The following is a 20,729-nucleotide window of genomic DNA, read 5'->3' as shown; positions in this document are numbered from 1 at the left end:
TCATAGGGAGGGTCGCGGATGGACGAGCGAACGGCGAGGCGCCTGTGGCACCTGGTCGAGCCGGTGCACAGCGTCACCTACTTCACCGAGGAGTCCCGCGCGGCCGCGGACGCCGCGGGCATGCGGGGATTCTGGATGGGCTACTTCGGGATGCGCTCCGCTCCGCTGGGCGCCGTCGGGCCCGCGGTGGTCACGAGCTGCTACTACGTGTTCCACCGTGACAGGGTGGCGCGTGCGCTGCCCGACGCCTGGAGCCACGCCGGCCCGGAGCGGCTGCTCGCCGCCCGGCTCGCCGGGGCGGGCGCCGCACTGCGCCGCCTGTGCGGCGACGCGCTGATCGACTCGCCGGACACCGCGCTCGCGGCGGACCTGGCGTGGCAGGCCGCGGCCGCCGCCGACACCCGCGGCCGCGTGCTGGGCGCCGCGAACCAGGCACTCGACCGGCCGGACGAGCCACACCTGGCGCTGTGGCAGGCCGCCACCACGCTGCGCGAACACCGCGGTGACGGCCACGTCGCGGCGCTGGTCAGCCACGGCATCGGGCCGGTGCAGGCGCAGCTGCTCAAGGTCGCGGCGGGCGAGTCGGACGGCGAGTTGCTGCGCACCGGCCGCCAGTGGGACGACGAGGCGTGGCAGGCCGCCACCGAGGACCTGCGAGCCCAGGGCTGGCTCGACGGCGACGGCCACCTCACCGCGGCGGGCAGGGCCGCGCACGAGGAGGTCGAGCGGCTCACCGACGCCGCCGCCCTGTCGCCGTGGCGGGCACTCGGCGAGCGGGACACCGAGCGGCTCGCCGGGTTGCTGGCCCCGCTGGCCCGCGCGGCGAGCGGTGTCATCCCGCCGGGCAACCCGGTCGGCCTCACGGCGACGGCAGGCCGATGACCGAGCGTTCGCCGAGGGAGCGGATGGTCTACAGCGCCGCGCAGCTGATCAGGGCGCACGGTGTCAGCGGCACGAGCCTGCGCGACGTCGTCGCCCACGCGCGGGCACCGCGCGGATCGCTCGCTCACTACTTTCCCGGCGGCAAGGAACAGCTGGTCGCCGAGGCTGTCGCGTGGACCCGGCGGTACGTGGGCAGGCAGGTCTCGCGGTTCGTCGCCGCGCTCGACCCGCCCGTGCCGTCCGGGTTGTTCCGGGCCATGGCAGGCCAGTGGCGCGACGAGTTCACCTCGGCGGGCTTCGGGCGCGGCTGCCCGCTCGTGGCGATCACGGCCGGCGAGGCGGACAACGACAGCGTGCGGGAGGCCGTGCGCGACGCCTTCGACGGCTGGCAGCGGCCGGTGGCAGCGGCCCTGACTGACCTGGGCGTTCCCGCGGAGCGGGCCGAGCCGCTGGCGCTGCTGATGATCAGCGCGCTGGAGGGGGCGATCGTGCTGGCCAGGGTGCGGCGGGACGTCGAGCCGCTGGACACGGTGGTAGCCGAACTCGCGCCGCTGCTCGACGCGGCCGTGGTGACGTAACTCATCCTGGCCCGTGGCGATAGTCCAGATGTCCACCCAGGTCCGTCGGTGGGAAGCGAGGACACCATGAACACGAGCACGATCCCGCAGGAACAGCAGCCGGGCCCGGATGCCCCGCCCACGGCGGGCGAGCCCGGAGCCGACGAGCCTGCGCCGAGCGGCTCCCTCGCCGACGACGATGAGTTCGCTCCCACCATCGTGCGCGGACGCGAGTAGCGGCCCGCGGCACTAAACTGTCCGGCCATGGCCACGGATAGTGCTACCAGGGCCGATGCAGAACTCCCCCTGCGGGAACGCAAGAAGCGGCGCACCCGCAGGGCGCTGGAGGAGACCGCGCTGCGACTGTTCGGTGAGCGCGGCTTCGACGCCACGACGCTCGACGAGCTCGTCGACGAGGTGGCGATCTCCAAGCGCACGTTCTTCCGCAACTATGCATCCAAAGAGGACGTCGCCATGGCCGCGGAGATCGAGCTGTGGGACGCCTACGTCGCCGAGGTCCGGGGCGCCGACCTGCACGGGCCGGTCCTGGCCTGCCTGCGCGACGCGCTGGTGGCGGCGGTGCGCAGACTCGGTGACGACTGGGATCGCCGGTTCGTCGCCACGCGCACGCTCGTCGACCGCACGCCGACGCTGCGTGACCGCAGCCTCCTGCTCTCCGTGACCGTGCAGGAGCGCATCGTGTCGGCGCTCGAGGACAAGCTGGGCCTCGACGGGCGCAAGGACATGCGGCTGTGGCTGGTCGGCGAGGTCTCGCTGTCGGCGTGGCGCTGCGGGTCGAAGAACTGGGTCGCGGGCAGGGGCACCGTGGAGGGCGGCCGCGGGCAGGATCGCACCCGGACGCTCATCCGCCGCGTGGAGGAGGCCTTCGACACGATCCCGGACAGCCTCGCGCTGTGCGCGTAGGCACCACGTGCCATACCGGAGCGGGCGTCGTCAGCCGCCCTCGGCCACCAGCGGCTCCAGCGCCAGTTCGGGATGCTGACGCTGCAGGATGCGCATCGCCATCTCGTCCTCGAACAGCGCCAGGTCGGCGCCGTCGGCACGGGTCACGACCTCGCTGCGGCGCCCCGCGTCCACCATCGCGCGCTGGGCCGGGTCGGCCAGCCTGCGCACGGCGCTGTAGGGCAGCCGGTCCAGCCGCACCGGCGACGAGAACTCGTGCTCGAGCCGGTGGGCCGCCACCTCGAACTGCATCGGCCCCACCGCGGCGAACACCGGGGCCGCATCACCCCGCAGGTCCGACTTCAGCAGCTGCACCACGCCCTCGGAGGCCAGCTGGTCGACACCCTTGCGGAACTGCTTGGCGCGGCTGAGATCAGCGGGCCTGGCCACCGCGAAATGCGCGGGCGCGAAGCTCGGCAGCCCGGGAAAGCGCACCGCGGGCCTGCCCGCGTAGAGCGTGTCGCCCACCCGCAGCGCCGAGGCGTTCACCAGGCCGATGACGTCACCGGGATACGCGGTGTCCACAGTAGACCGCTGCTGGCCGAACACCTGCTGCACGTACTTGGTGGCGAACGGTTTCTTCGTGGTGGCGTTGGTGACCACCATGCCCCGCTCGAACACCCCCGAACACACCCGCGCGAACGCCACCTGGTCGCGGTGGGCCGGGTCCATGCCCGTCTGCACCTTGAACACGAACGCGGAGAAGTCGGCATCCAGCGGGCGGGGGTTGCCGTCGACGTCGATCCGGGGCTCCGGCGCGGGCGCCAGCTCCACCAGCAGATCCAGCAGGTGCCGCACGCCGAAGTTGAGCACGGCCGCGCCGAACAGCACGGGCGTGGCGGACGCGTCGTAGAAGCGCGCGGGGTCGAACTCGCCGCCCGAGGCCGCCATCAGCTCGGCCTCCTCCACCGCCCGCGTCCAGTCCGCGCCCTCCACGGCGGCGGCCTCGGCCGCGTCGAGCCGCTGCTCGTCGGCGGCGGTGGCACCACCGGCCGTGCGGGCGTAGCGCACGAACGAGCCGTCGGCGACATCGAGCACACCCCGGAAGTGCCCGGCCTCGCCGACCGGCCAGGTCAGCGGCATCGGCTGCAGGCCGATCCGCTCCAGAAGCTCGTCACACAGCTCCAGCGCCTCCCGGCCGGGCCGATCCCACTTGTTGACGAACGTCAGCACCGGGATGCCGCGATGCCGGCACACGTCGAACAGCTTGAGCGTCTGCGGCTCGAGACCCTTCGCCGCGTCCAGCAGCATCACCGCCGAGTCCACCGCCGAGAGCACCCGGTAGGTGTCCTCGGAGAAGTCGGCGTGGCCGGGCGTGTCCAGCAGGTTGATCACGGTGCCGTGATACTCGAACTGCAGCGCCGCCGAGGTGATCGAGATCCCCCTGGCCCGCTCCATCTCCATCCAGTCCGACACCACGCCACGGCGCCCGGCCTTGCCGTGCACCGCGCCCGCCTCCGAGATCACCCTGGCATGCAGGGCCAGCGCCTCGGTCAGCGTCGACTTCCCCGCGTCGGGGTGACTGATCACGGCGAAGGAGCGCCGTCTGCCCGCCTGTTCGGCCGCGGTCACCGCCGCCGCCGATCGTTGCACTCACACATCAACACAAAACTCTACCGTTACGTCACGGTTTGCCGTCGGTCAGCCCGCCCGTGCGGCGCTGGGTGTCTCGTCGCCGAGCGCGGCACGCAGCGTGGCGGCGAACCCCTCGGCGCTCTCCAGCTTGGCGCGCAGCTCGGTGCAGCGGTACTCGGCCGTGTCCGTGAACTCGCGCAGCCGCTCCCGCTGCTCCTTGCGCAGGCGGGGCGCCCGGCCCCCGCCGGCCCGCTCCGGCTCGAGCAGCTCCAACAGCTCCCGCATCTCCTCCAGCTGGAAGCCGAGCGGCTTCATCCGCATGACCAGCTGGAGGCGGGCCACGTCGGGCTCGGTGTAGAGCCGGAACCCGCCCTGGCTGCGGGCGCTGGGGGTGACCAGCCCCACCTCCTCGTAGTAGCGGATGGTGCGCAGGGACAGTCCGGTGCGAGCGGCGACCTCGCCGATCTGCATGTGCTCGCCCACGCGACAACCTCACTTCCGCCGTACCGGGCCTCAACGGTACCGGCTTCCGTGGCTGTGCGTGCGCGACGGAGTTCGCGCGGTGATCGACGTCCACCGGGGTCCACTATGGACGTCAGGCGATGTCGTCTGATGTGCGGATACCGCTCACCCTTCCTTAACGTCAAGGTAGTATTTCAGCCTGTGAACCCACGGTCTTTCCCGTCGGTGGAGGCGTACAACGCCGCCTACCCCGACTGCCCCATCCCCACGGATCCGGCCACGCGTCACGGCCTGCGCGGCTACCAGGCGGCCATGAGCGGTGTCACGGACGACGTGACGGGCACGGAGGGCTCGCTGACACTCGACTTCCTTCCCGGCGGCGCGCCGGGGCCGCACGAGGGCGACCGCACCGGCACGGTCGTGGCGACGCACTGGGGTGACGGGCCGGTGCTGGTGCTCGCCGAGCGGGTCTCGCTGCGGGCGGCCTGGCGGGCCATCACCGATCAGTGGCCCACCCGGCTCTCCGAGGTGCGGATAGCGCTCACACACGTCCCGTCGTGACCGGCAGGGCGGCCGGACCGCGCAGGTTGATCCGGCCGTTCCACGTCACGTCCCCGGCGAGCGCGAGCCCGGGAAGGCGCGCCAGCATGCGCTCGAACACGACGCTCGCCTCCAGCCGCGCCAGCGACGCGCCGAGACAGTGGTGCACGCCCGCACCGAACGACACGTGGTGGCGCGCGCCCTCGCGGTCCACGCGCAGGGTCTCGGCGTCCGGGCCCCACCGTCGCTCGTCGCGGTTGGCCGAGGCCAGCAGTGCCAGCACGAACGAACCCGCCGGGATCTCGACGCCGCCGACCACGGTCGGTTCGAGGGTGATCCGCCTGCTCTCCTGCACCGGGCTGTCGTAGCGCAGCAGTTCCTCGACCGCACCGGGCACCAGTCCGGGATCGGCGCACAGCGCGGCCAGCTGGTCCGGATGCCGCAGCAGCGCCAGCGTCCCTCCGGAGAGCAGGTTCACCGTCGTCTCGTGGCCCGCGATGTAGAGCAGCAGCACCTGCGCCACGAGCTCCGCGTCGCTGAGCACGTCGCCGTCCTCCTCGGCCTGGACCAGCGCCGTCAGCAGGTCGTCGGCGGGGTGCTCGCGCTTCCACGCGATCATGTCCAGCGCGATCGCGTCGAGCTCCTCGTTGGCCGAGGCGATGGCACGCATCAGGTCGGGGTCGAGCACCGGTTCCAGCGACCGCACGACCAGCCCGCTCAGCTCCCGGACCCGCTCGTGGTCGGTGGGCGGGGTGCCGAGCATCTCCGCGATCACCGCGAACGGCAGCGGAAACGCCAGTGCGGGCACGAGGTCCACGGTGCCCGCGCGGGCGATCTCGTCGAGCATGCCGTCGACCAGCTCGGCGACCCTGGGGCGCAGCGCCTCGACCGCGCGCGGGGTGAACGCCTTGGAGACCAGCCTGCGCAGCCGCGTGTGATCCGGAGGGTCGCGGTCCAGCATGGACAGTCCGTCCATCCGCGGCTGCCGGTCGCCGTAGACCTCCTCCCGCAGGTACCGCATGGGTCCGTCCACCGGCGCGAGGTTGCGTTCCTCCACCGAGGCGCCAGAGCGCAGCAGCGCCGAGACGTCGTCGTAGCGGGACACCACCCAGAAGCCGAGCGGGTGCTGGTAGACCGGCGCGGCCTCGCGCAGCCGCGCGTACTGCGGATACGGGTCCTCCACGAAGCCCTCGGCGAAGGGATCGAACAGCGGCGTCTCCTGCGTGGCGCTGCCGGACATACGCCTACCCCCTGTCGGTCACATACACTGTGTATGTCGTTAAGCTCAGCGTATGCCTGCTGTCAAGAGCCGCCGCGAGATGTACTCGGAGGCCACCCGTGCCGCCCTGCTGGAGGAGGCGACCGCGCTGTTCGCCGGACGCGGTTACGCGGGCACGTCGCTGGAGGACGTCGCGGCGGCCACCCGGGTCACCCGGGGCGCCGTGTACCACCACTTCGCGAGCAAGCAGGCGTTGTTCGAGGCGGTACTGGACCAGCAGGAGTCGCGGGCCATGCGCGAGGTGGCCGACGCGGCGACCTCGGCCAACCCGCGCGAGGCGGCGCTGCAGGCGCTGGGCGCGTTCCTCGACCGGTGCTGCGATCCCGTGTACGGGCGGCTCTGCTGGCAGGAGGCGCCGACCGCCCTCGGCTTCCGGCGCTGGAAGGAGTGCGAGGAGCGCCACGCCTACGCGCTCGTCGAACAGTTCGTCGAATCGCTGATGGAAGCCGGATACCTCCCGCGCACGGCGCGGGACACCACCATCCAGTTCTTCTTCTGGATGCTCGGCGGAGCGGGGCTGGCCCTGTCCGCGGCGCCACCCGAGGACAAGCGGCGCGTACGCGACGAGTGGTTCGAGCTCATGCGGCGCTCGCTGTCCGGGCCGCAGTCCTGATCGCACACCTGCCGATCGGCAGTGGACACTCGCACGGACGCCAGGAATCGGCGTCGAAGAAGTGAACTCGGCCACAGTACCGGCGTGCCCGGGTTAGGGTCGGCGCGTGAACCGGGACCAGCTCGCCGCCATCGCCGCGCAGACCGACGAGATCGTCGCCGAGGGCCGGTACACCAGCGGATCCGGGCAGTCCGTGCACATCGCGCCCGCCGTCGCCGAGTCGGTGCGCGCCACCCGGCTGTACCTTCCCCACGAACCGGTCGTTCCTCGCGAAGGTGACGCCGCGGACGGCAAGCAGGCCGTGGTGGAGGTGACCGGCTGCAGCACACTCGCCGCGGCACGGCGGCTGGCCGCCGAGGCCAAGGACGAGCCGGCGTGCCTGAACTTCGCCTCCGCCACCAAACCCGGCGGCGGCTACCGCAGCGGCGCGCTGGCGCAGGAGGAAAGCCTCGCCCGTGCTTCCGGGCTCGCCGCGTGCCTGCGCGCGGTCGAGGGCTACTACGAACACCATCGCGCGGCAGGCGATCCCCTCTACAGCGACCGGATCGTCTACTCGCCGGGCGTGCCCGTGTTCCGCGACGACGACCACGTGCTGCTCGACGCGCCGTACGAGGTGGCGTTCCTGACGGCCGCCGCGCCGAACGCCTCCGCCACCACGACGGCAGGGCAGCGTGCGCGGATCCCGGACGTGCTGCGTAGCCGCGCGGCGAAGGTGCTCGCCGTGGCCCACCACAACGGACACGAGCGGCTGGTGCTCGGCGCGTGGGGCTGCGGCGTGTTCGGCAACGACCCGGGGGTGGTCGCGCAGGTCTTCGCCGAGCTGCTGACCGGGCACGGGCCGTTCGCGCGCCGGTTCACGCACGTGGTGTTCGCGGTGCTGGACCGGCCGCCGTATCCGCGGCTCGATGCCTTTCGCGGGGCCTTCGGCTGAGCGCCGTCAACGCGTGAGCCTCAGCTCGGCGACCACGGCACGATGGTCGGACCCGGGCAGCTCGTACTCCCCCGCCCAGGTGGCCGCGAGCGCGTCGCCGTGCAGCACATGGTCGAGTTGCAGCAGCGGCACCGGGCTGGCGCCACGGGTCGGCCATGTCGGCGCCCAGGCCTCGCCCAGCTCGGCGTGGCTGTCGACGAGGCCCGCGGCCAGCAGCTCGCGCAGTGGCGCGTGGTCGAGCGTGGCGTTGAAGTCGCCGAGCAGGACGGCGTTGTGCCGTGCCGCCGTGCGCAGCGCCGCGAGGTCGCGGCTCCAGCGGTCCGGGTCGCCTGCCGGGAAGTAGGTGTGCACCGAGACCAGGCGGATCTCCCGCCCGCCGACCCTGACGGAGGCGGCGGCCTGCCGCCAGGTGGTGGGTGCGGCCAGTGCCCCCGTTCGCGACAGCGGCAGCCGCGAGTAGAGCGCCGTGTCCGCCCCGCCGGGCAGGACGTGGTGCGGCAGCAGGTCCGCCAGCCCGGCCTCGGCGAGCGTGCTCGCCGCCGACGGCGTGAACTCCTGCACGGCGAGCACGTCCACGCGCTGGGTGCGCACCAGGTCGACGAGTGCGCCGGCGTCCACCCGGCCTTGCAGCGTGTTGCTCGTGGCCACACGCACCGTCGCCCCGGCGGCAGGTGCGGGCTCGGCGCCCTCGGCGACGAACCGTGGCGCGAGCAGGACGACCTGGACGACGACGAGCGCGGCCGCCACCACGGAGAGTGCCCTGCCGCGCAGCAGGGCGGAGGCGCCGAGCAGCAGCACGCTTACCACGGCCAGGTAGGGCATCCCGGACACGGGCAGGGCCAGGTAGGTGCCGTCGTCGAGTCCCGCGAGCCGGATCACCACGACCGCGGCCACGCAGGCGAGCAGGAGCCAGCAGCACCCCCTCAGGCCGCGGCGAAGCCGTGACCAGCGCGAAACCGTGACGTCAGTGACCATCCCGGACCCCCGCGAGCCGCGTGCCGAAACGATCCGTGCAACCCTGCCGGAGGAGTCGCATCGGAAGACGAAGGGAGCACATCGTGCCGACGCCCGCCCAGGCGAACGTGGTCACCGACTGGTTCCGTGACAACTCCGGCGCACTGCTCAGCGGAGTGATCAACATCGCGATCATCATCGTGGTGGCGCTGATCCTGCGGGCCGTGGTGGGCAGGGTCATCGACCAGCTGACGAAGCGGATGATCAGTTCCCGGGAGCGGTTGACCCGGTCCAAGACCGCGGGCCGCGTCGTGCGCACGGCGAGCACGTCGCGCACCGAACGGCAGCGCCAGCGCGCCGAGACGATCGCGTCGGTGCTCAAGAGCGTGTCCACCTTCGTCATCCTCGGGATCGCGTTCGTCACGATCCTCAGTCAGCTGGGCATCAACATCGGGCCCATCCTGGCCAGCGCGGGCGTCGTCGGCCTCGCCATCGGATTCGGCGCGCAGAGCCTGGTGCAGGACTTCCTCGCCGGGATCTTCATGATGCTCGAAGATCAGTACGGTGTCGGTGATGTCGTCGACGTCGGCGACGCCGTCGGCACGGTGGAGGCCGTGACCCTGCGCACCACCAAGATCCGTGACCTCAACGGTGGACTGTGGCACGTGCGCAACGGCGAGATCCTGCGGGTCTGCAACATGAACCAGGACTGGGCCAACGCCGTCGTGGAGCTTCCGCTCGACTACTCCGTGGACGTGGACGAGGCCAAGGCCGTGATCCAGCGCAGCATCGACGCGTTCGCCGACGAGCCGGAGCAGGCTGGCAAGCTCATCGGCAGGCCGGAGATCAGCGGTGTGGTGAGCATCGGCAACGGCGCCGTGACCGTGCGGATCCTCGCGATGACGCAGCCCGGGGAGCAGTGGGGCCTCGGCAGGGAACTGCGCGCCCGGCTGAAGGGTGCGCTCGACTCCGCCGGCATCCGGGTGGCCTACCCCGTGCTGCCGCCCACCGGCGCGGGCGCGGCGCAGCAGGGCTGAGCAGGGCACCTGTCGGTAGCACACCGGCCCCCACGTGAGTGACGGAACGTGATCGCGAGGTCGCGTGGCGCCCTGAGGTTCACGCGCGCCAGGGCCTGCGACGGCGGTCCACCGCCCCGGCGGCCGTGCCGCACCAGAGGCCCGCTGACCAGCACGGCACGTGCAGCGACACTTGCCCATTCACGTGCAGCGGACCCGTGCACAGGGTTGCACCGAGGCAGGATCGGCCCGAACGCGCCGGTGACCGAGCGTTAGCACTGAAGTCGCTCGACCGTTGGTCGACAGGTGGCGACCGCTTGCCGCTCGCCGCCCGGGTGGGCCCGGATTCCTGTCGGTGGTGTCCGCCATGATGTGCCTGTACGCGAGCGGCCACGACAGGCCCTGCGCGAAGGGCGCGGCCCCTGTTGCCCCAGGAGCCGCGCCGGATCCATGTCCCCGCGCGAGACGAGAGGAATGGACGCGGATGACTATACAAGCTGGTACCACAGAGGTGCCAGAACAAGCCGGGCAGCCCGGCACCCCACCGGGTGACGAGCAGCGGCAGGCGGGCCGCGCGCATCCGGGCCTCGCGGACCGCGTCCTCGGCGGGCGCGGCACGACCCTGCGGCTCGCGGTGCTGCTGTTGGCGCTCGTCGCGGGCGGCGCACTGGTGATCGCACTCGCGGCGAGCTGGCTGCCCGCGCTCGCCATCCCGGTGGCGGCCGCCGTCGCGCTGGTGGCCGCGCTCGTCACCAGCAAGCTGCCGTTGCGGAACGGCCCCCGGCTCTGACGGTGGTCCCGCTACTCCAGGGAGAACCGGACGACCGGTGAGCCGTTGACGGCGAACCAGGTGACCCGCTCGCTGACCAGGTCGAACTCGACGGCCACGGCGCCCTCGGGCTGGGGCGGCACCTCCACCCGTACCGGGAACGCGGCGCTCTCGCCTGCCGCGACACCGTTGCCGGGCAGCGGGACACGAGCCAGGTCACGGCTCGTCTGGTCGGCCAGGTGCACGCGGACTCCGAGCAGGACGGGCCCGAACGGGGCGCCGGACGGCAGCCAGGCCCGTGGGCCCGGGTTGTGCACGCGGCACGTGCCCTCGATCAGCGTGCCTGCCGTGTCCGTGGTGCTGATGCGCACGTCGTCCATCGCCAGGTGGGCGACGAGCCCTTCGGCCTCGCGGCTGTCCGGCGCCTCGGCGCCCTCGCGGCGCAGCCAGAACATGCGCCGGTCGGCGATCGCCGCCCTGGCGGGGCCCGCGAAGTCGGTCTCGGCCTCCCGCCCGGCGATGACGTCGTGGAAGGTCGCCAGGTCGACCCAGCGGGGTGCGGACTCGAAAAGGCACAGGCGCAGCTCGGCGAACCCGGCGGCCTGTGCCCACTCCCAGACGTCCTCGATGACGACGTCGTTCTCGATCACCGCGAAGTTGCGCATCTCGTACTGGGACTGCGGCTGGATCGAGTGCCGGTCGCCGGGTTCGGAGAAGGCGGCGAGGCCGCCGGGACGCAGCACGCGGCCCATCTCGCGGATGACGTCGGCGGGGTTGGGGACGTGGTGGAAGGCGTCGAAGGACAGGATGCGGTCGACGCTGCCGTCGGGAAGGTCGATGCGGTGGCCGTCGAACACGAGGAACTCCGGCTCCGGGGCGCTGCCCAGCACCGGCAACCGCTCGAACAGCCGCCGCCCGAGGTCCAGCGCCGTCGGCGAGACGTCGAGCGCGATGACCCGGCAGCCGAGCTGGGCGAGGAAGCGGCTGGTCCAGCAGGTCCCCGCGCCGAAGTCGAGGACCGTCATCCCCGGCAGCGGCCGCAGGCCGCGCAGTACCTGGCCGAAACTGACGAGCAGGTCCGGCGTCTCGCTGATGTCCTTGAACGGCTTGGCGAGCAGCAGGTCCGGGTCTTCGACGGCGCGGAAGTACCGCTCGGCCTGCTCGGAGAGCTCCTCGATGCTGGTGGTGCGGATCAGCTCGGCCACGTCGATCAGGCTCGGATCGCGCTCGGCCCGCGGCCGGTCGTCCGGTTCGGGGGGCCGCAACCGCTGGGCGAACTCGCCGGACCGGGCGAGGCTGGCGCACACGTCGGCCACGGAGATCTCCCCGGCCCGCAGCGCCCGCACGTAGCCCGCGGCACCGGCCTGGTCGGCGGGGCGGCCGAGGATCAGCCGGTACGCCCGGCCGACCACGGCCTCGGCGTCGTCCGGGATGTCTTGTCCTGCAACGGGCTGATCGATGTCTGCGGAGCTCGCGCGATGCACAGCACGACGCTACACGGCACGCATCCGTATCCACCGGACCCAGGACTGGCGCCGGGGTGAGGCCTGTGGTGCGCGCCTAGGATCGCACCATGAGGTTCGCGATCTCCATCCCGCAGTTCTTCACCGACGGCGAGTTCGACCGGGACGCCTTCGCCACCTACGTCACCAGGGCCGAGGAGCTGGGCTTCGAGAGCGGCTGGACGCAGGAGCAGGTGCTGGGCTCGATGCCGCAGCTGTCGCCGATCGAGGTGATGACGTATGCCGCGGCCTGCACGAGCAGGCTCAGGCTCGGCTGCTCGGTGTTCGTGACGACCCTGCACAGCCCCGCCCATCTCGCGAAGAGCCTCGCCACTCTCGACCAGCTGAGCCGGGGCAGGCTGGAGATCGGCGTCGGCACCGGCGGCAGGCGCGAACGTCTCTTCCCCGCCTTCGGCGTGGACCCGGACACCTACGTCGCGCGGTTCACCGAGGGTCTCCGCGTGATGAGAGCACTGTGGACGGAGAGCCCGGCGGGCCTCACCGGCCGGTTCTGGCAGCTGGACGGCGTGACCATGCAGCCGAAGCCCTGGCAGAAGCCGTATCCGCCGCTGTGGTACGGCGGCAGCGGTGCGCAGGCGTTGCGGCGCGCGGCGCGTGACGGCCACGGCTTCTTCGGCGCAGGCTCGTCGCCCACGGCCCGCTTCGCCGAGCAGGTCGTTTCGGTGCGCGAGGCGCTGGCGGAGGCCGGGCGCGAGGAGGCCGGCTTCCGCATCGCCAAGCGCGCCTACATCGCGGTGGATGACGACCCGGCGCGGGCGCGGCAGCGGATGAACGACGCGCTCGCGCGGATCTACGACGGCCGCTCCCCGACGATCGAGTCGGCGGCGGTGACCGGCACCGTCGACGACGTCGTCGCGGGCCTGCACGACATCGCCCGGGCCGGGGCGGAGCTGATCCTGCTGTCCCCGGTGTACGAGCAGGCGGAGCAGATGGAGCGCCTCGCCGCCGAGGTGCTGCCTGCGTTGCCGCGTTGAGAGGGGAGGCGCGCAGGCCGCACTCGACGGGTCGGCGTGGTGCTCGGCTACGCCTCGCAGGCCGCGATGGCGGCCGGGATCGCCGCCTCGAGACCGGCGAAGTCGAGGTACGAGATCGACTTCGTCCCGGGCGAGTCCTTCTTGAGGGTGCCGCCCGCCATGGTGCCGTGCGTGTTGATCAGTGTCGTCGGCGTCGCGCCCGCGCCGTCGGCGATGATGTCGACGCCCTCCGCGCACACTGGTCCGATGTGGATCGCGACAAGCTCCGCGAACGACGTCCAGTTCTGCGATCCGTTCTTGCCCTCCCACGACGCCGGGTTGACCTCGGTCTTGTAGCAGAAGTGCGCGGATGCGGTGCCCGCGGCGAGCGCGACGGCCGCGACAGTGCCGGCTCCGGTCATGAGCACCCGGCTGAGCAGTGTCTTTCTCACGAGGAATCTCCTTCGGTCGACGCCATTGGACGGGGTGAAACCGCCGTTTGGTACAACCGAAGTCGCGGCGTGGGCGGCTGCGTTACGCCGTTTCCGGAGCCAGTCGGATGTGTCGATGCCCGCCGGGTTACGGGGCGAGTTCGCCACCGGTCGCCGGGCACGGCCACCTGCCGCCCTGCCGGCGATGGCTGGCAGGGCGGCAGGCGGCGGAGTTCAGGACCCGGCTGGTGCGGACGTCAGCAGTAGATCGAACCGCTCCCGTTGCCCCACGCGCAGGCGTCGAGCCACCGACCGTAGGTGTCGCGCAGGGTGGCGCCGTCGCCCGTGTTGTTCCAGACGTAGGCCCTGCGTCCCCAGTACCGGTGCCATGGGTTGTTCTTCCCGCTGCCGGTGTGCACGTACACGTCCTTGCCGGGGTTCACCGTGGTGGGCGGAAACGTGTACCGGTGGCCCTGCCGGTCGTGCAGGACGAAGCCCGTGATCGTGACCGGAACCCGCGAGGTGTTCCTGATCTGGACCCACTCGGCGTTGAGGCTCGCGTTGCTGCCGTTGTCGCTGCCCGGCGAGTTGTAGTAGACGCGGTGGATCTGCATCCGCGCCGCCGCGTGTGCCGGCGCCGCGCCTACCAGCCCGAGCGCCAGCACCGACACGGCGACCAGCAAGGTCGTAGTGAGTTTCCGCATGAATGTCCCTTCGGAGACCGAGATACGAATCCGAAGTCGGAGCGCGGTACGCCGCCGTTACGGGACCAAAGTCCCTTTCGGCGCGAAATACTCTGGTCCTGGATGTCGAGAACGTCGCGTCGGCTCCGTCCCAGGGACACGCTCGGCCGCCAGGAGGCCGTGCGACACACCCCGGAAAGGACCACCACCATGGCCGTCGCCGATGATCTCGACCGCGCCACCGACTCGACGTGGGATTGGGTCGCCGAACACACCCGTACCTATCTGACCTCCGGCGGGACCGAGGGACACGAGTCGAACGGTGTGCACACGCTCGTGCTGGCCACGACCGGACGCAGGACCGGCCAGCCGCGCCGAACCTGCCTGATTTACGGCACCTCGGGCGACGACTTCGTGGTGGTCGCCTCCAAGGGCGGCGCCGACGACGATCCGGCGTGGTTCAAGAACCTCCAGACGGAGCCGAGTGTCGGTGTCCAGGTCGGCACCCGCCGGTTCACCGCCCGCGCCCGTGTCGCGTCCCCGGCCGAACGCGCGCCCCTCTGGACCCAGATGGCCCGCATCTTCCCGCTGTACGACGAGTACGCGGAGAAGACCGAACGGCAGATCCCGATCGTCCTGCTCACCCCGGAGGCCTGAGCGCTTCAGCCGGTGAACGGCTCGGGGCCGAAGCGGCCCCAGGCCACGAAGGCAGCCGCACCGAGGAGGACGAGACACAGCGCGACGTTGTTGTAGTGCTCGTAGCGGGCGTGGGTGATCATCCCGCCGATCATCAACAGAATCCAGCAGACAGCGGTCACCGCCACCATCACCGGCGCGATGTCGAGCACTGCGGGCAGAATCAGGCCCACCGCGGCCAGAATCTCGAGGACCCCGAGGGTTCGGACGAAGCCGGCGCTCGCGCTCTCGGTCCAATCCGTCGATTCGTCCAGCTTGGACTTGGGCAAGAACACTTTGGTGGCACCACTGAACAGGGCGAGGGCGGCAAGCAACCCGGCAACGATCCAGAGAGCGAGGTTCATGAGCTTCCTCCAGGTGCGGGGCGACGCGGGCCGGCCGTCGTTCCGCCGAGCCGTTCATCGCCGACGGGCTGCCGGACAGGGCCGTTCGCGGGCATCCCTGTCGGCTTCCCGATGGTGTAGCTGGTCGGGTCTGAGACACCGCCGGTCGCGATTGCCTGACAGAACCGGACGACGACGTGATCTGGTTCACAGGATGTCAGCATCGGCGCCAATGCGGTGTCTTGTTCTCGACCCACTCGGATCGGAGGAGACACCATGGACAAGAGGATCAAGGTGGTCGTGGTCGGCGGCGGTTACGCCGGGGTGATGGCGGCCAATCGTGTGACGCAGCGCGACGACGTAGCGGTGACCGTGATCAATCCGCGGCAGGCGTTCGTCCCGCGGCTGCGGCTGCACCAGCTGGTGGGCGGGACCCACGATGCGGTCGTCGACTACCGGGAGGTCCTCGCCGAGGGCGTCGAGCTGGTGGTCGGCACCGCGGCGCGTATCGACGCGACCGCGCGCACCGTGACCCTCGCCGAGGGCGGCAGCATCGACTACGACTACCTGATCTATGCGGTGGGCAGCTTCAGCCGCGGACCGCAGGTGCCGGGCGCGGCCGAATTCGCCTATCCGGTCGCGACGTTGGAGGCCGCACAGCGGCTGCGGTCGGTACTCTCCGACACGCCCGTGCCGGCCCCGGTGACGGTCGTCGGAGGCGGCCCGGTCGGCATCGAGACCGCGGCGGAACTCGCCGAACAGGGTCGCGGTGTTGGGCTGGTCTGCGGCGGTGTCCTCGGCCCGAACCTGCATCCCAGCGCCCGGCGTGCAGCCCGCAAGTACCTCACCCGGCTGGGCGTCGAGGTGATCGACGGCCCGGACACGTCGGTCACCGCCGTGCGGTCGGGAGCCGTGGAACTCGGTGACGGCCGCACCCTGCCGAGTCAGGTGACTATCTGGGCTGCGGGTTTCGGTGTGCCCGATCTGGCCGACCCGGAGGCGGTATTCGCGCCGTCCAGCACTACGGCAAACTCGGCCCGGACAAGTTCCTGAGGACCTACGGCTTCAAGCCGGCGCCCGTCAGCACGGAAGCCAACACATCTACTCGAGCACGCAGCTACCGGGACTACATCGACGACCTCGGGGAAACCCAAGCTCAAGCGGCCACCAGTCGCAGCCCAAGAAGCGACCGCGGAACAACTACCAGCGCAGCCGTCAGGCCCGAGACGCGGTCCTCGTTCGCGCAGGCGACCAGTGCGAAAACGATCGTGTACCGGCATGCCGGCGGACACGACACCTGCCCGAACCGCGATCCTCGAGGTCAACCATGTAGACGGTCTCGCGCTCGGCGGCCCGGACCATCCAAGCCGCATGATCGCGCTCTGCCCTACTGCCCTGCGGCGAAGACTCGCGGAAGAACCGTGGAGCTCTACGACGCCACCTTCGAGCTCGCGCGGCTGCCTTACACCGCGCCGCGCTCACCACCGCTCGAGACTAGGCCGCGCCACACTCAGTGTCGGGAAACAAGGCAGCTACGGCTTCATGTGAGCTAGCAATTACCATGCGTGCCATTGCTGGCGTCCACAGCTGCTGCTTTCCACTGTGAACGAGCTTATTCCTGAGCTTCCGTCCCGCGTCGAGCCGATCGTTGTCCCACCCGGGCCGTGGCAGCAGGCCCTCCCGCTTTGCCAACTTCACCAGCCGGTGAAGGGGCTCCGTCCCCCCGCGACTGAGCTTCTCTCGCAGAGCAGCTTCAACCGCGAAGATAGACCACGTGCCGCCTACCGTGAGAAGCGGGTAGCAGTAGTATCCCTGCGCGTACAGGTCGCGACTGGTCGACAGGAGCTCGGCGGTCGCGCTCGGAGTCGCATCCGTTACAGGCCATGCGGACGCTTGGCGGCGCAACTCGTGATAGCCCGAGTGCGCAGGACCGTTCAAGCCCAAAAAGTTGATCATCCGGTCGTCCGGCAGCGGCGGGCTACCTCCACCTAGGTCCGCACCAGGCGGAGTCCAAAGATCCATACCGAGATGCTAAGCCGAGCCGCGCCTGCTTACGACCAGCGTCGATCGGTTCATTTCGTGCTAGAACAAAACGCGGCCCCAGGAGCGCCCCGGACGTCTGGGCTGGCTGTTGCTTGCCACGGCGACGGCCAAGGCGACGGCCAAGGGGGACGAGCCGCCCCGCATTCGTAACTACTCGTTACGGGCCGAGGGACCAAAATGAACGGGCCACAAGCTGTCTAGGCGTACGATTCTTAAGCTTCGAGCTTCTTCCGCATTTGTATCTGGTGGGCGCTGATCCAATCTGAGACAAAACCTGGAAAGGTTTCCCTCGCGGCGTCATCCCAGGCATCCCTAAAACGCTCAATCGTCTCATCAACAACACTAAGGACATCGTCATTGGCGACGCCCAGTACGCGTTGCAACCGCCGAAATGACTCACGGCCAATTCGTTCTAAAGTCTTCGTCCCTCCAAATTTCAGACCGAAGTCGTCGGGCGGCTCATTCGCTGTGAAGTAGGGAGCAGTAGACACGAGATCATATGCGGGCGAAAGCGTCGGAACCCGTCCGTCTCGATAGATCAACGACCAATTTTTAAGATGAGCATCACCATTTCCGACTAGGAGATTAAAGGTGATTCGCCGGACAAATTCACGCAAGGCCGCTGAATCATGATCTCGATATAGCAGCGCGGCAACAGTTTCGAATGTTCCCGTATACTTCTGGTCAGGATAGAAGCCACGAACCTGTGCGAGATCTTCGATGTGAATACGCCGCCCACCAGGGGCACGATCAAAACGAGCCACCGCGTAAGCGTGTGTTGCAGAGCTCGGCCAGACAAAGTCATTGACGGGCGGAAGTTGATCACGATGAACCAGTTCAATTTCCGGAACTTCAATCCCAACGAGACGCGCCAGACTCATCGTTGCGAACTCATTTTCCGGAACATCTTCGTAGTGCGGATCTGGAAACTTTACAATCCAGTCTCCAACGGAATCCCCGGCTGGAATTGTAAGGCGCTCGCCACGCTTTAGTAATGAGAACTTCAGCCCAACGCCGGCCAGCGAGAATTTTAATCGACTTGCTCGGCTCGGGGCAGCAGGGCTCGGCTGGACTTCATCCAGCAGCTCAGGGGCAATTGCAGTGTCTTCGTTTGCCGGGATTACCTGAACAGCTCCTGGCAAATCACGGCCGATCCGAAGCAGCAATTGCAATTCGCGGTCAGCTGAGACACCTTGATCGCGAGCAATCCACTGCCGAAGAGGCCCTTCTGGCAGGAGGTTCGAGAACCAGGCCGGGAGCCTAAGAGCTGCCTGCGGTGAACGTCGTGGGTCATCTTCGAACCACAATCCGAGCACCTCGCGACTGGGATCCTCCCAGTATTTCGCGTCGAAAATAAAGCGCGCAACGTCACCCCGCTGCAGGATCTCTCCTATCCTGCGGCCGTTTAGCCATACAGCGTGTGCCGCCTCAATCACTGAATGTCCTCGAACGTCGTCGATTGTGAACCGGATACGCCATCTTCCTCGCCGTCGTCAAGATCGAGCTCAGCCAGAGGAGGCGTAATTTCGAAACCGGCACCTGTTCGGTCATCCAGAAAATCGCGCAAGTAGCGTTCAAGCAATTCTGTTCGGCGAGCGAGGAAGCTTCTATGATCGCCTTTTCGGAGTAGCGTGAGTAGCTTTCTGTTGAGTAAGAGGCTTTCGAGAGGAAAGTCGTTCGGGAGAGGACCAGTGAAGGAATCGCGGTCAACCACCGCAATTACCCTGTTGGCAGCACTGGAGGCTCGCTCTTTCAAAAGCCTCCTCGGGAACAGCTCCAGGGCAACGGCCGCCGGAGAGGTTTCGCCTACAAGGTAGGAGGCGAGGTCACTGTGACTGAGAGGCGCGCCTGTCAGAGGATTGATTGGCCCCCTAGCCCACAGCGCAGCAAGCACCACCTTCCCGGATGAGCGGTTGGTACGAAAGGAATCTAATTGCGGGACTGGCACAGGCCGGGACGGGTCCGTAGCAGCGAGCAGGCTTCGCACTGAGCCACTCTCATTGTACGGTTCAACGAGGGTAGCAAGTGTTCGGATATTTTCAGTTGAGCCAGTGTAGCCGAGGACCGACGCTGCGGCCGTCGACCGCCAAAACCAGCGACTAAGCAACTCCAAATTTCGGGACGCCGGATCCTCAAAGAGCGCGAAGAATCGAGTCAGGACCAAAATATGGAAACGAAAAGAAACAAAGGTGATATGAGGGATTCCGGCTCGCTCCTGCAGGAATCTGATGACCTTCTCGAGCGCAATCTCTGTTCGTTCATAAGCATCAGCCTGAGTCTCAGTCGCAAAGGGGACAATATTGGACCGCTCAGGACTGAACTCGTTGTGCGCGTCGCGCGTTATGTCGGGGTGCCGCCTGACCAGAATAGCTTGGTAAACAATCTCTTCGTCTAGTCGGCCGAAGTCGGTAGCTTGATCGAGGCGATCGGCAATTGCGCCGATCGAGATCAACTGCCCTGATTCGCCAGCCGCACTGTGAATTGCATCAAAGATTTCTGATCCGCGGAGGCGTTTCCCTGCTGAATTTATTCGGTCAAACACCTCACGAAGAACATGCTCATCGGCCTGCGCGATTACCGAAGAGGAGATCTCTACATCTCGCAACAATCCGGTCACTCTTTGAATTTCAGAAGCATACTCAGCCGCATCTGGATTCTTCTGCAACCAGGCGAATGCGCGGCTTAGGTCGAAGAGATCCGGGAGCGGGATGGCGAGACTATGTTTTTGATCGCGCGGAGAGACAAAGCGTTGCTGTTCGAGGGAGTAGTAGATTCTGAATCGATCGTCCGAAGCGCTCGCCTCAGGATCCACTGCGTTGACCAAGCTAGTGATTCGCTGCTGCCCATCGACTACCCAGAGTGCGTCATGAACGCTTGGCGCCTTAACTTTGAGGGCACCGATTTGCAAACGAGCGGCTGGCGCAGACCGCCGCCACAGAAGCAAACTTCCAAAGGGATAGCCGCGTAGAATGCTATCGAAGAGCGCGAGAACGTCGCTAGCAGCCCACCGGAACGAGCGCTGGAACTCGGGGACTCGAATTTTTCCGGTTTTGACAAGCACGGCGAGATCTTGAATTTTATAACTCTCGTTCCGCGATGTCGTTGGCTGCTCAGACATCAGCCCTCCTGTTCACGCAGTCGAAGAGCGTGTCGTCGCTCAGTCCCGCAATGCCACTACTCACAACGGTGTGACACTGATCTTACGAGCAACACCCTAGTTGTCGGCCACTTCCCGTGTGGTGCTTGGTGGTCATCCCGTCGCCTGATGGCGTCTCGATCACGCCGTGTCGGGGCCGCAACCCTCGGCTGCCATCCGCCGGCCGACCTTGTCAGGCTTGCGGTCCCGGCGCGGTGTGATAACCATCAGAGCAGGCGACGGGATGACCAGCTGGTGACCACCCGCTCCCCCGGCCGCTGAGCTGCCCGGTCGCCGGCTTGGGCCATCCCGGAGCCTGCCCGCCGGCGAGGGCGATTCTTCTGTTCGCGGCGCCTATGGCGCTGCCCGGCCTGCCTCGCCCGGTCGGCGCGCGGGACCG

Annotated in this window: 22 protein-coding genes; 12 read left to right on the top strand and 10 right to left on the bottom strand. The window is 68.7% G+C overall.

The annotated features are described in order from the left end of the window. The first annotated feature begins 18 nt into the window (after positions 1 to 18). The 4 genes from BAY60_RS07055 (at position 19) to BAY60_RS07045 (ending at position 2,363) form a co-directional block, all read left to right on the top strand. Positions 19 to 882 carry an SCO6745 family protein gene (locus BAY60_RS07055; RefSeq protein ID WP_112279959.1) on the top strand — a complete coding sequence of 288 codons (864 nt, stop codon included), beginning with the start codon at positions 19 to 21 and terminating at the stop codon, positions 880 to 882. After that, on the top strand, positions 879 to 1,460 hold the full coding sequence (locus BAY60_RS07050) for a TetR/AcrR family transcriptional regulator (RefSeq protein ID WP_112279958.1): 582 nt from the start codon (positions 879 to 881) through the stop codon (positions 1,458 to 1,460). The genes BAY60_RS07055 and BAY60_RS07050 overlap by 4 nt, the downstream gene beginning before the upstream one ends. A 66-nt stretch (positions 1,461 to 1,526) precedes the next feature. Further along, on the top strand, positions 1,527 to 1,676 hold the full coding sequence (locus tag BAY60_RS37010; protein WP_170160318.1) for a hypothetical protein: 150 nt from the start codon (positions 1,527 to 1,529) through the stop codon (positions 1,674 to 1,676). Between the two features lie 27 nt (positions 1,677 to 1,703). Then, a complete protein-coding gene (locus BAY60_RS07045; protein ID WP_112279957.1) occupies positions 1,704 to 2,363 on the top strand; it encodes a TetR family transcriptional regulator in 660 nt (219 codons plus the stop codon). Between the two features lie 30 nt (positions 2,364 to 2,393). Here BAY60_RS07045 and BAY60_RS07040 read toward each other — a convergent pair whose 3' ends face one another. After that, a complete protein-coding gene (locus BAY60_RS07040; RefSeq protein WP_112279956.1) occupies positions 2,394 to 3,995 on the bottom strand; it encodes a peptide chain release factor 3 in 1,602 nt (533 codons plus the stop codon). Between the two features lie 48 nt (positions 3,996 to 4,043). Next, complete coding sequence (locus BAY60_RS07035) at positions 4,044 to 4,448, bottom strand: MerR family transcriptional regulator (protein ID WP_112280773.1); 405 nt, start codon at positions 4,446 to 4,448, stop codon at positions 4,044 to 4,046. A gap of 192 nt (positions 4,449 to 4,640) precedes the next feature. Here BAY60_RS07035 and BAY60_RS07030 point away from each other — a divergent pair, with 192 nt between their 5' ends. After that, the gene (locus BAY60_RS07030; protein ID WP_112279955.1) at positions 4,641 to 5,000 is read left to right on the top strand and encodes a hypothetical protein; all 360 of its coding nucleotides are present in this window, start codon (positions 4,641 to 4,643) and stop codon (positions 4,998 to 5,000) included. On the opposite strand, the gene BAY60_RS07025 is transcribed toward BAY60_RS07030, so the two are convergent. Beyond that, complete coding sequence (locus tag BAY60_RS07025) at positions 4,981 to 6,219, bottom strand: cytochrome P450 (protein ID WP_112279954.1); 1,239 nt, start codon at positions 6,217 to 6,219, stop codon at positions 4,981 to 4,983. The two genes, BAY60_RS07030 and BAY60_RS07025, sit on opposite strands and share 20 nt — an antisense overlap. Before the next feature lie 52 nt (positions 6,220 to 6,271). Between BAY60_RS07025 and BAY60_RS07020 the strand changes: the two genes are divergently transcribed. Both BAY60_RS07020 and BAY60_RS07015 read left to right on the top strand, forming a co-directional pair. Beyond that, positions 6,272 to 6,871: a TetR/AcrR family transcriptional regulator gene (locus BAY60_RS07020; RefSeq protein ID WP_112279953.1), complete on the top strand. Its 600-nt coding sequence runs from the start codon at positions 6,272 to 6,274 to the stop codon at positions 6,869 to 6,871. A gap of 106 nt (positions 6,872 to 6,977) precedes the next feature. Next, positions 6,978 to 7,802 (top strand): TIGR02452 family protein, encoded by an 825-nt coding sequence (locus tag BAY60_RS07015; protein ID WP_211330195.1) that lies wholly within the window; start codon positions 6,978 to 6,980, stop codon positions 7,800 to 7,802. A gap of 6 nt (positions 7,803 to 7,808) precedes the next feature. Here the strand turns inward: BAY60_RS07015 and BAY60_RS07010 are convergent, their stop codons facing one another. After that, the gene (locus tag BAY60_RS07010; RefSeq protein WP_211330194.1) at positions 7,809 to 8,696 is read right to left on the bottom strand and encodes an endonuclease/exonuclease/phosphatase family protein; all 888 of its coding nucleotides are present in this window, start codon (positions 8,694 to 8,696) and stop codon (positions 7,809 to 7,811) included. 164 nt (positions 8,697 to 8,860) lie between these two features. On the opposite strand from BAY60_RS07010, the gene BAY60_RS07005 reads away from it, so the two are divergent. Together BAY60_RS07005 and BAY60_RS07000 are read left to right on the top strand one after the other, a co-directional pair. Further along, complete coding sequence (locus BAY60_RS07005; RefSeq protein ID WP_211330193.1) at positions 8,861 to 9,793, top strand: mechanosensitive ion channel family protein; 933 nt, start codon at positions 8,861 to 8,863, stop codon at positions 9,791 to 9,793. A gap of 490 nt (positions 9,794 to 10,283) precedes the next feature. Then, complete coding sequence (locus BAY60_RS07000; protein ID WP_112279951.1) at positions 10,284 to 10,562, top strand: hypothetical protein; 279 nt, start codon at positions 10,284 to 10,286, stop codon at positions 10,560 to 10,562. 11 nt (positions 10,563 to 10,573) lie between these two features. On the opposite strand, the gene BAY60_RS06995 is transcribed toward BAY60_RS07000, so the two are convergent. Then, positions 10,574 to 12,025 carry a class I SAM-dependent methyltransferase gene (locus BAY60_RS06995; protein WP_112279950.1) on the bottom strand — a complete coding sequence of 484 codons (1,452 nt, stop codon included), beginning with the start codon at positions 12,023 to 12,025 and terminating at the stop codon, positions 10,574 to 10,576. A gap of 89 nt (positions 12,026 to 12,114) precedes the next feature. Here BAY60_RS06995 and BAY60_RS06990 point away from each other — a divergent pair, with 89 nt between their 5' ends. Continuing rightward, on the top strand, positions 12,115 to 13,038 hold the full coding sequence (locus BAY60_RS06990) for an LLM class flavin-dependent oxidoreductase (protein ID WP_112279949.1): 924 nt from the start codon (positions 12,115 to 12,117) through the stop codon (positions 13,036 to 13,038). Positions 13,039 to 13,085: 47 nt separating this feature from the next. On the opposite strand, the gene BAY60_RS06985 is transcribed toward BAY60_RS06990, so the two are convergent. Together BAY60_RS06985 and BAY60_RS06980 are read right to left on the bottom strand one after the other, a co-directional pair. Then, complete coding sequence (locus tag BAY60_RS06985) at positions 13,086 to 13,469, bottom strand: hypothetical protein (protein ID WP_112279948.1); 384 nt, start codon at positions 13,467 to 13,469, stop codon at positions 13,086 to 13,088. Between the two features lie 236 nt (positions 13,470 to 13,705). Further along, positions 13,706 to 14,152 carry a lamin tail domain-containing protein gene (locus BAY60_RS06980; protein ID WP_112279947.1) on the bottom strand — a complete coding sequence of 149 codons (447 nt, stop codon included), beginning with the start codon at positions 14,150 to 14,152 and terminating at the stop codon, positions 13,706 to 13,708. A gap of 102 nt (positions 14,153 to 14,254) precedes the next feature. Here BAY60_RS06980 and BAY60_RS06975 point away from each other — a divergent pair, with 102 nt between their 5' ends. Further along, positions 14,255 to 14,788, top strand: a complete 534-nt coding sequence (locus tag BAY60_RS06975) for a nitroreductase family deazaflavin-dependent oxidoreductase (RefSeq protein ID WP_342769754.1) — start codon at positions 14,255 to 14,257, stop codon at positions 14,786 to 14,788. A 5-nt stretch (positions 14,789 to 14,793) separates the two neighbouring features. Here the strand turns inward: BAY60_RS06975 and BAY60_RS06970 are convergent, their stop codons facing one another. Further along, positions 14,794 to 15,171 (bottom strand): DoxX family protein, encoded by a 378-nt coding sequence (locus tag BAY60_RS06970; RefSeq protein ID WP_112279945.1) that lies wholly within the window; start codon positions 15,169 to 15,171, stop codon positions 14,794 to 14,796. A gap of 273 nt (positions 15,172 to 15,444) precedes the next feature. Between BAY60_RS06970 and BAY60_RS06965 the strand changes: the two genes are divergently transcribed. Next, complete coding sequence (locus BAY60_RS06965; protein ID WP_245992358.1) at positions 15,445 to 16,203, top strand: NAD(P)/FAD-dependent oxidoreductase; 759 nt, start codon at positions 15,445 to 15,447, stop codon at positions 16,201 to 16,203. Between the two features lie 1,202 nt (positions 16,204 to 17,405). Here the strand turns inward: BAY60_RS06965 and BAY60_RS06960 are convergent. Both BAY60_RS06960 and BAY60_RS06955 read right to left on the bottom strand, forming a co-directional pair. Further along, entirely contained in the window at positions 17,406 to 18,629 is a 1,224-nt protein-coding gene (locus BAY60_RS06960) for a type II toxin-antitoxin system HipA family toxin (protein WP_112279943.1), read from the bottom strand. Next, a complete protein-coding gene (locus BAY60_RS06955) occupies positions 18,626 to 20,311 on the bottom strand; it encodes a DUF262 domain-containing protein (protein WP_112279942.1) in 1,686 nt (561 codons plus the stop codon). Before BAY60_RS06955 ends, BAY60_RS06960 begins: the two co-directional genes overlap by 4 nt. Positions 20,312 to 20,729 lie beyond the last annotated feature (418 nt).

Source organism: Prauserella muralis (genome assembly GCF_003202285.1).
GTDB classification, from domain to species: domain Bacteria; phylum Actinomycetota; class Actinomycetes; order Mycobacteriales; family Pseudonocardiaceae; genus Prauserella_B; species Prauserella_B muralis.
Note: the sequence above shows the minus strand (reverse complement) of the source record. Positions and strands in the feature narration are given on the sequence as shown.

Bases quoted from the DNA above. Each gene is read 5' to 3' on its own strand.
- BAY60_RS07055 (WP_112279959.1), top strand. From the start codon at position 19: ATGGACGAGCGAACGGCGAGGCGCCTGTGGCACCTGGTCGAGCCGGTG.
- BAY60_RS07050 (WP_112279958.1), top strand. From the start codon at position 879: ATGACCGAGCGTTCGCCGAGGGAGCGGATGGTCTACAGCGCCGCGCAG.
- BAY60_RS37010 (WP_170160318.1), top strand. From the start codon at position 1,527: ATGAACACGAGCACGATCCCGCAGGAACAGCAGCCGGGCCCGGATGCC.
- BAY60_RS07045 (WP_112279957.1), top strand. From the start codon at position 1,704: ATGGCCACGGATAGTGCTACCAGGGCCGATGCAGAACTCCCCCTGCGG.
- BAY60_RS07035 (WP_112280773.1), bottom strand. From the start codon at position 4,448: ATGCAGATCGGCGAGGTCGCCGCTCGCACCGGACTGTCCCTGCGCACC.
- BAY60_RS07025 (WP_112279954.1), bottom strand. From the start codon at position 6,219: ATGTCCGGCAGCGCCACGCAGGAGACGCCGCTGTTCGATCCCTTCGCC.
- BAY60_RS07020 (WP_112279953.1), top strand. From the start codon at position 6,272: ATGCCTGCTGTCAAGAGCCGCCGCGAGATGTACTCGGAGGCCACCCGT.
- BAY60_RS06990 (WP_112279949.1), top strand. From the start codon at position 12,115: ATGAGGTTCGCGATCTCCATCCCGCAGTTCTTCACCGACGGCGAGTTC.
- BAY60_RS06980 (WP_112279947.1), bottom strand. From the start codon at position 14,152: ATGCGGAAACTCACTACGACCTTGCTGGTCGCCGTGTCGGTGCTGGCG.
- BAY60_RS06975 (WP_342769754.1), top strand. From the start codon at position 14,255: ATGTCGAGAACGTCGCGTCGGCTCCGTCCCAGGGACACGCTCGGCCGC.
- BAY60_RS06970 (WP_112279945.1), bottom strand. From the start codon at position 15,171: ATGAACCTCGCTCTCTGGATCGTTGCCGGGTTGCTTGCCGCCCTCGCC.
- BAY60_RS06955 (WP_112279942.1), bottom strand. From the start codon at position 20,311: ATGTCTGAGCAGCCAACGACATCGCGGAACGAGAGTTATAAAATTCAA.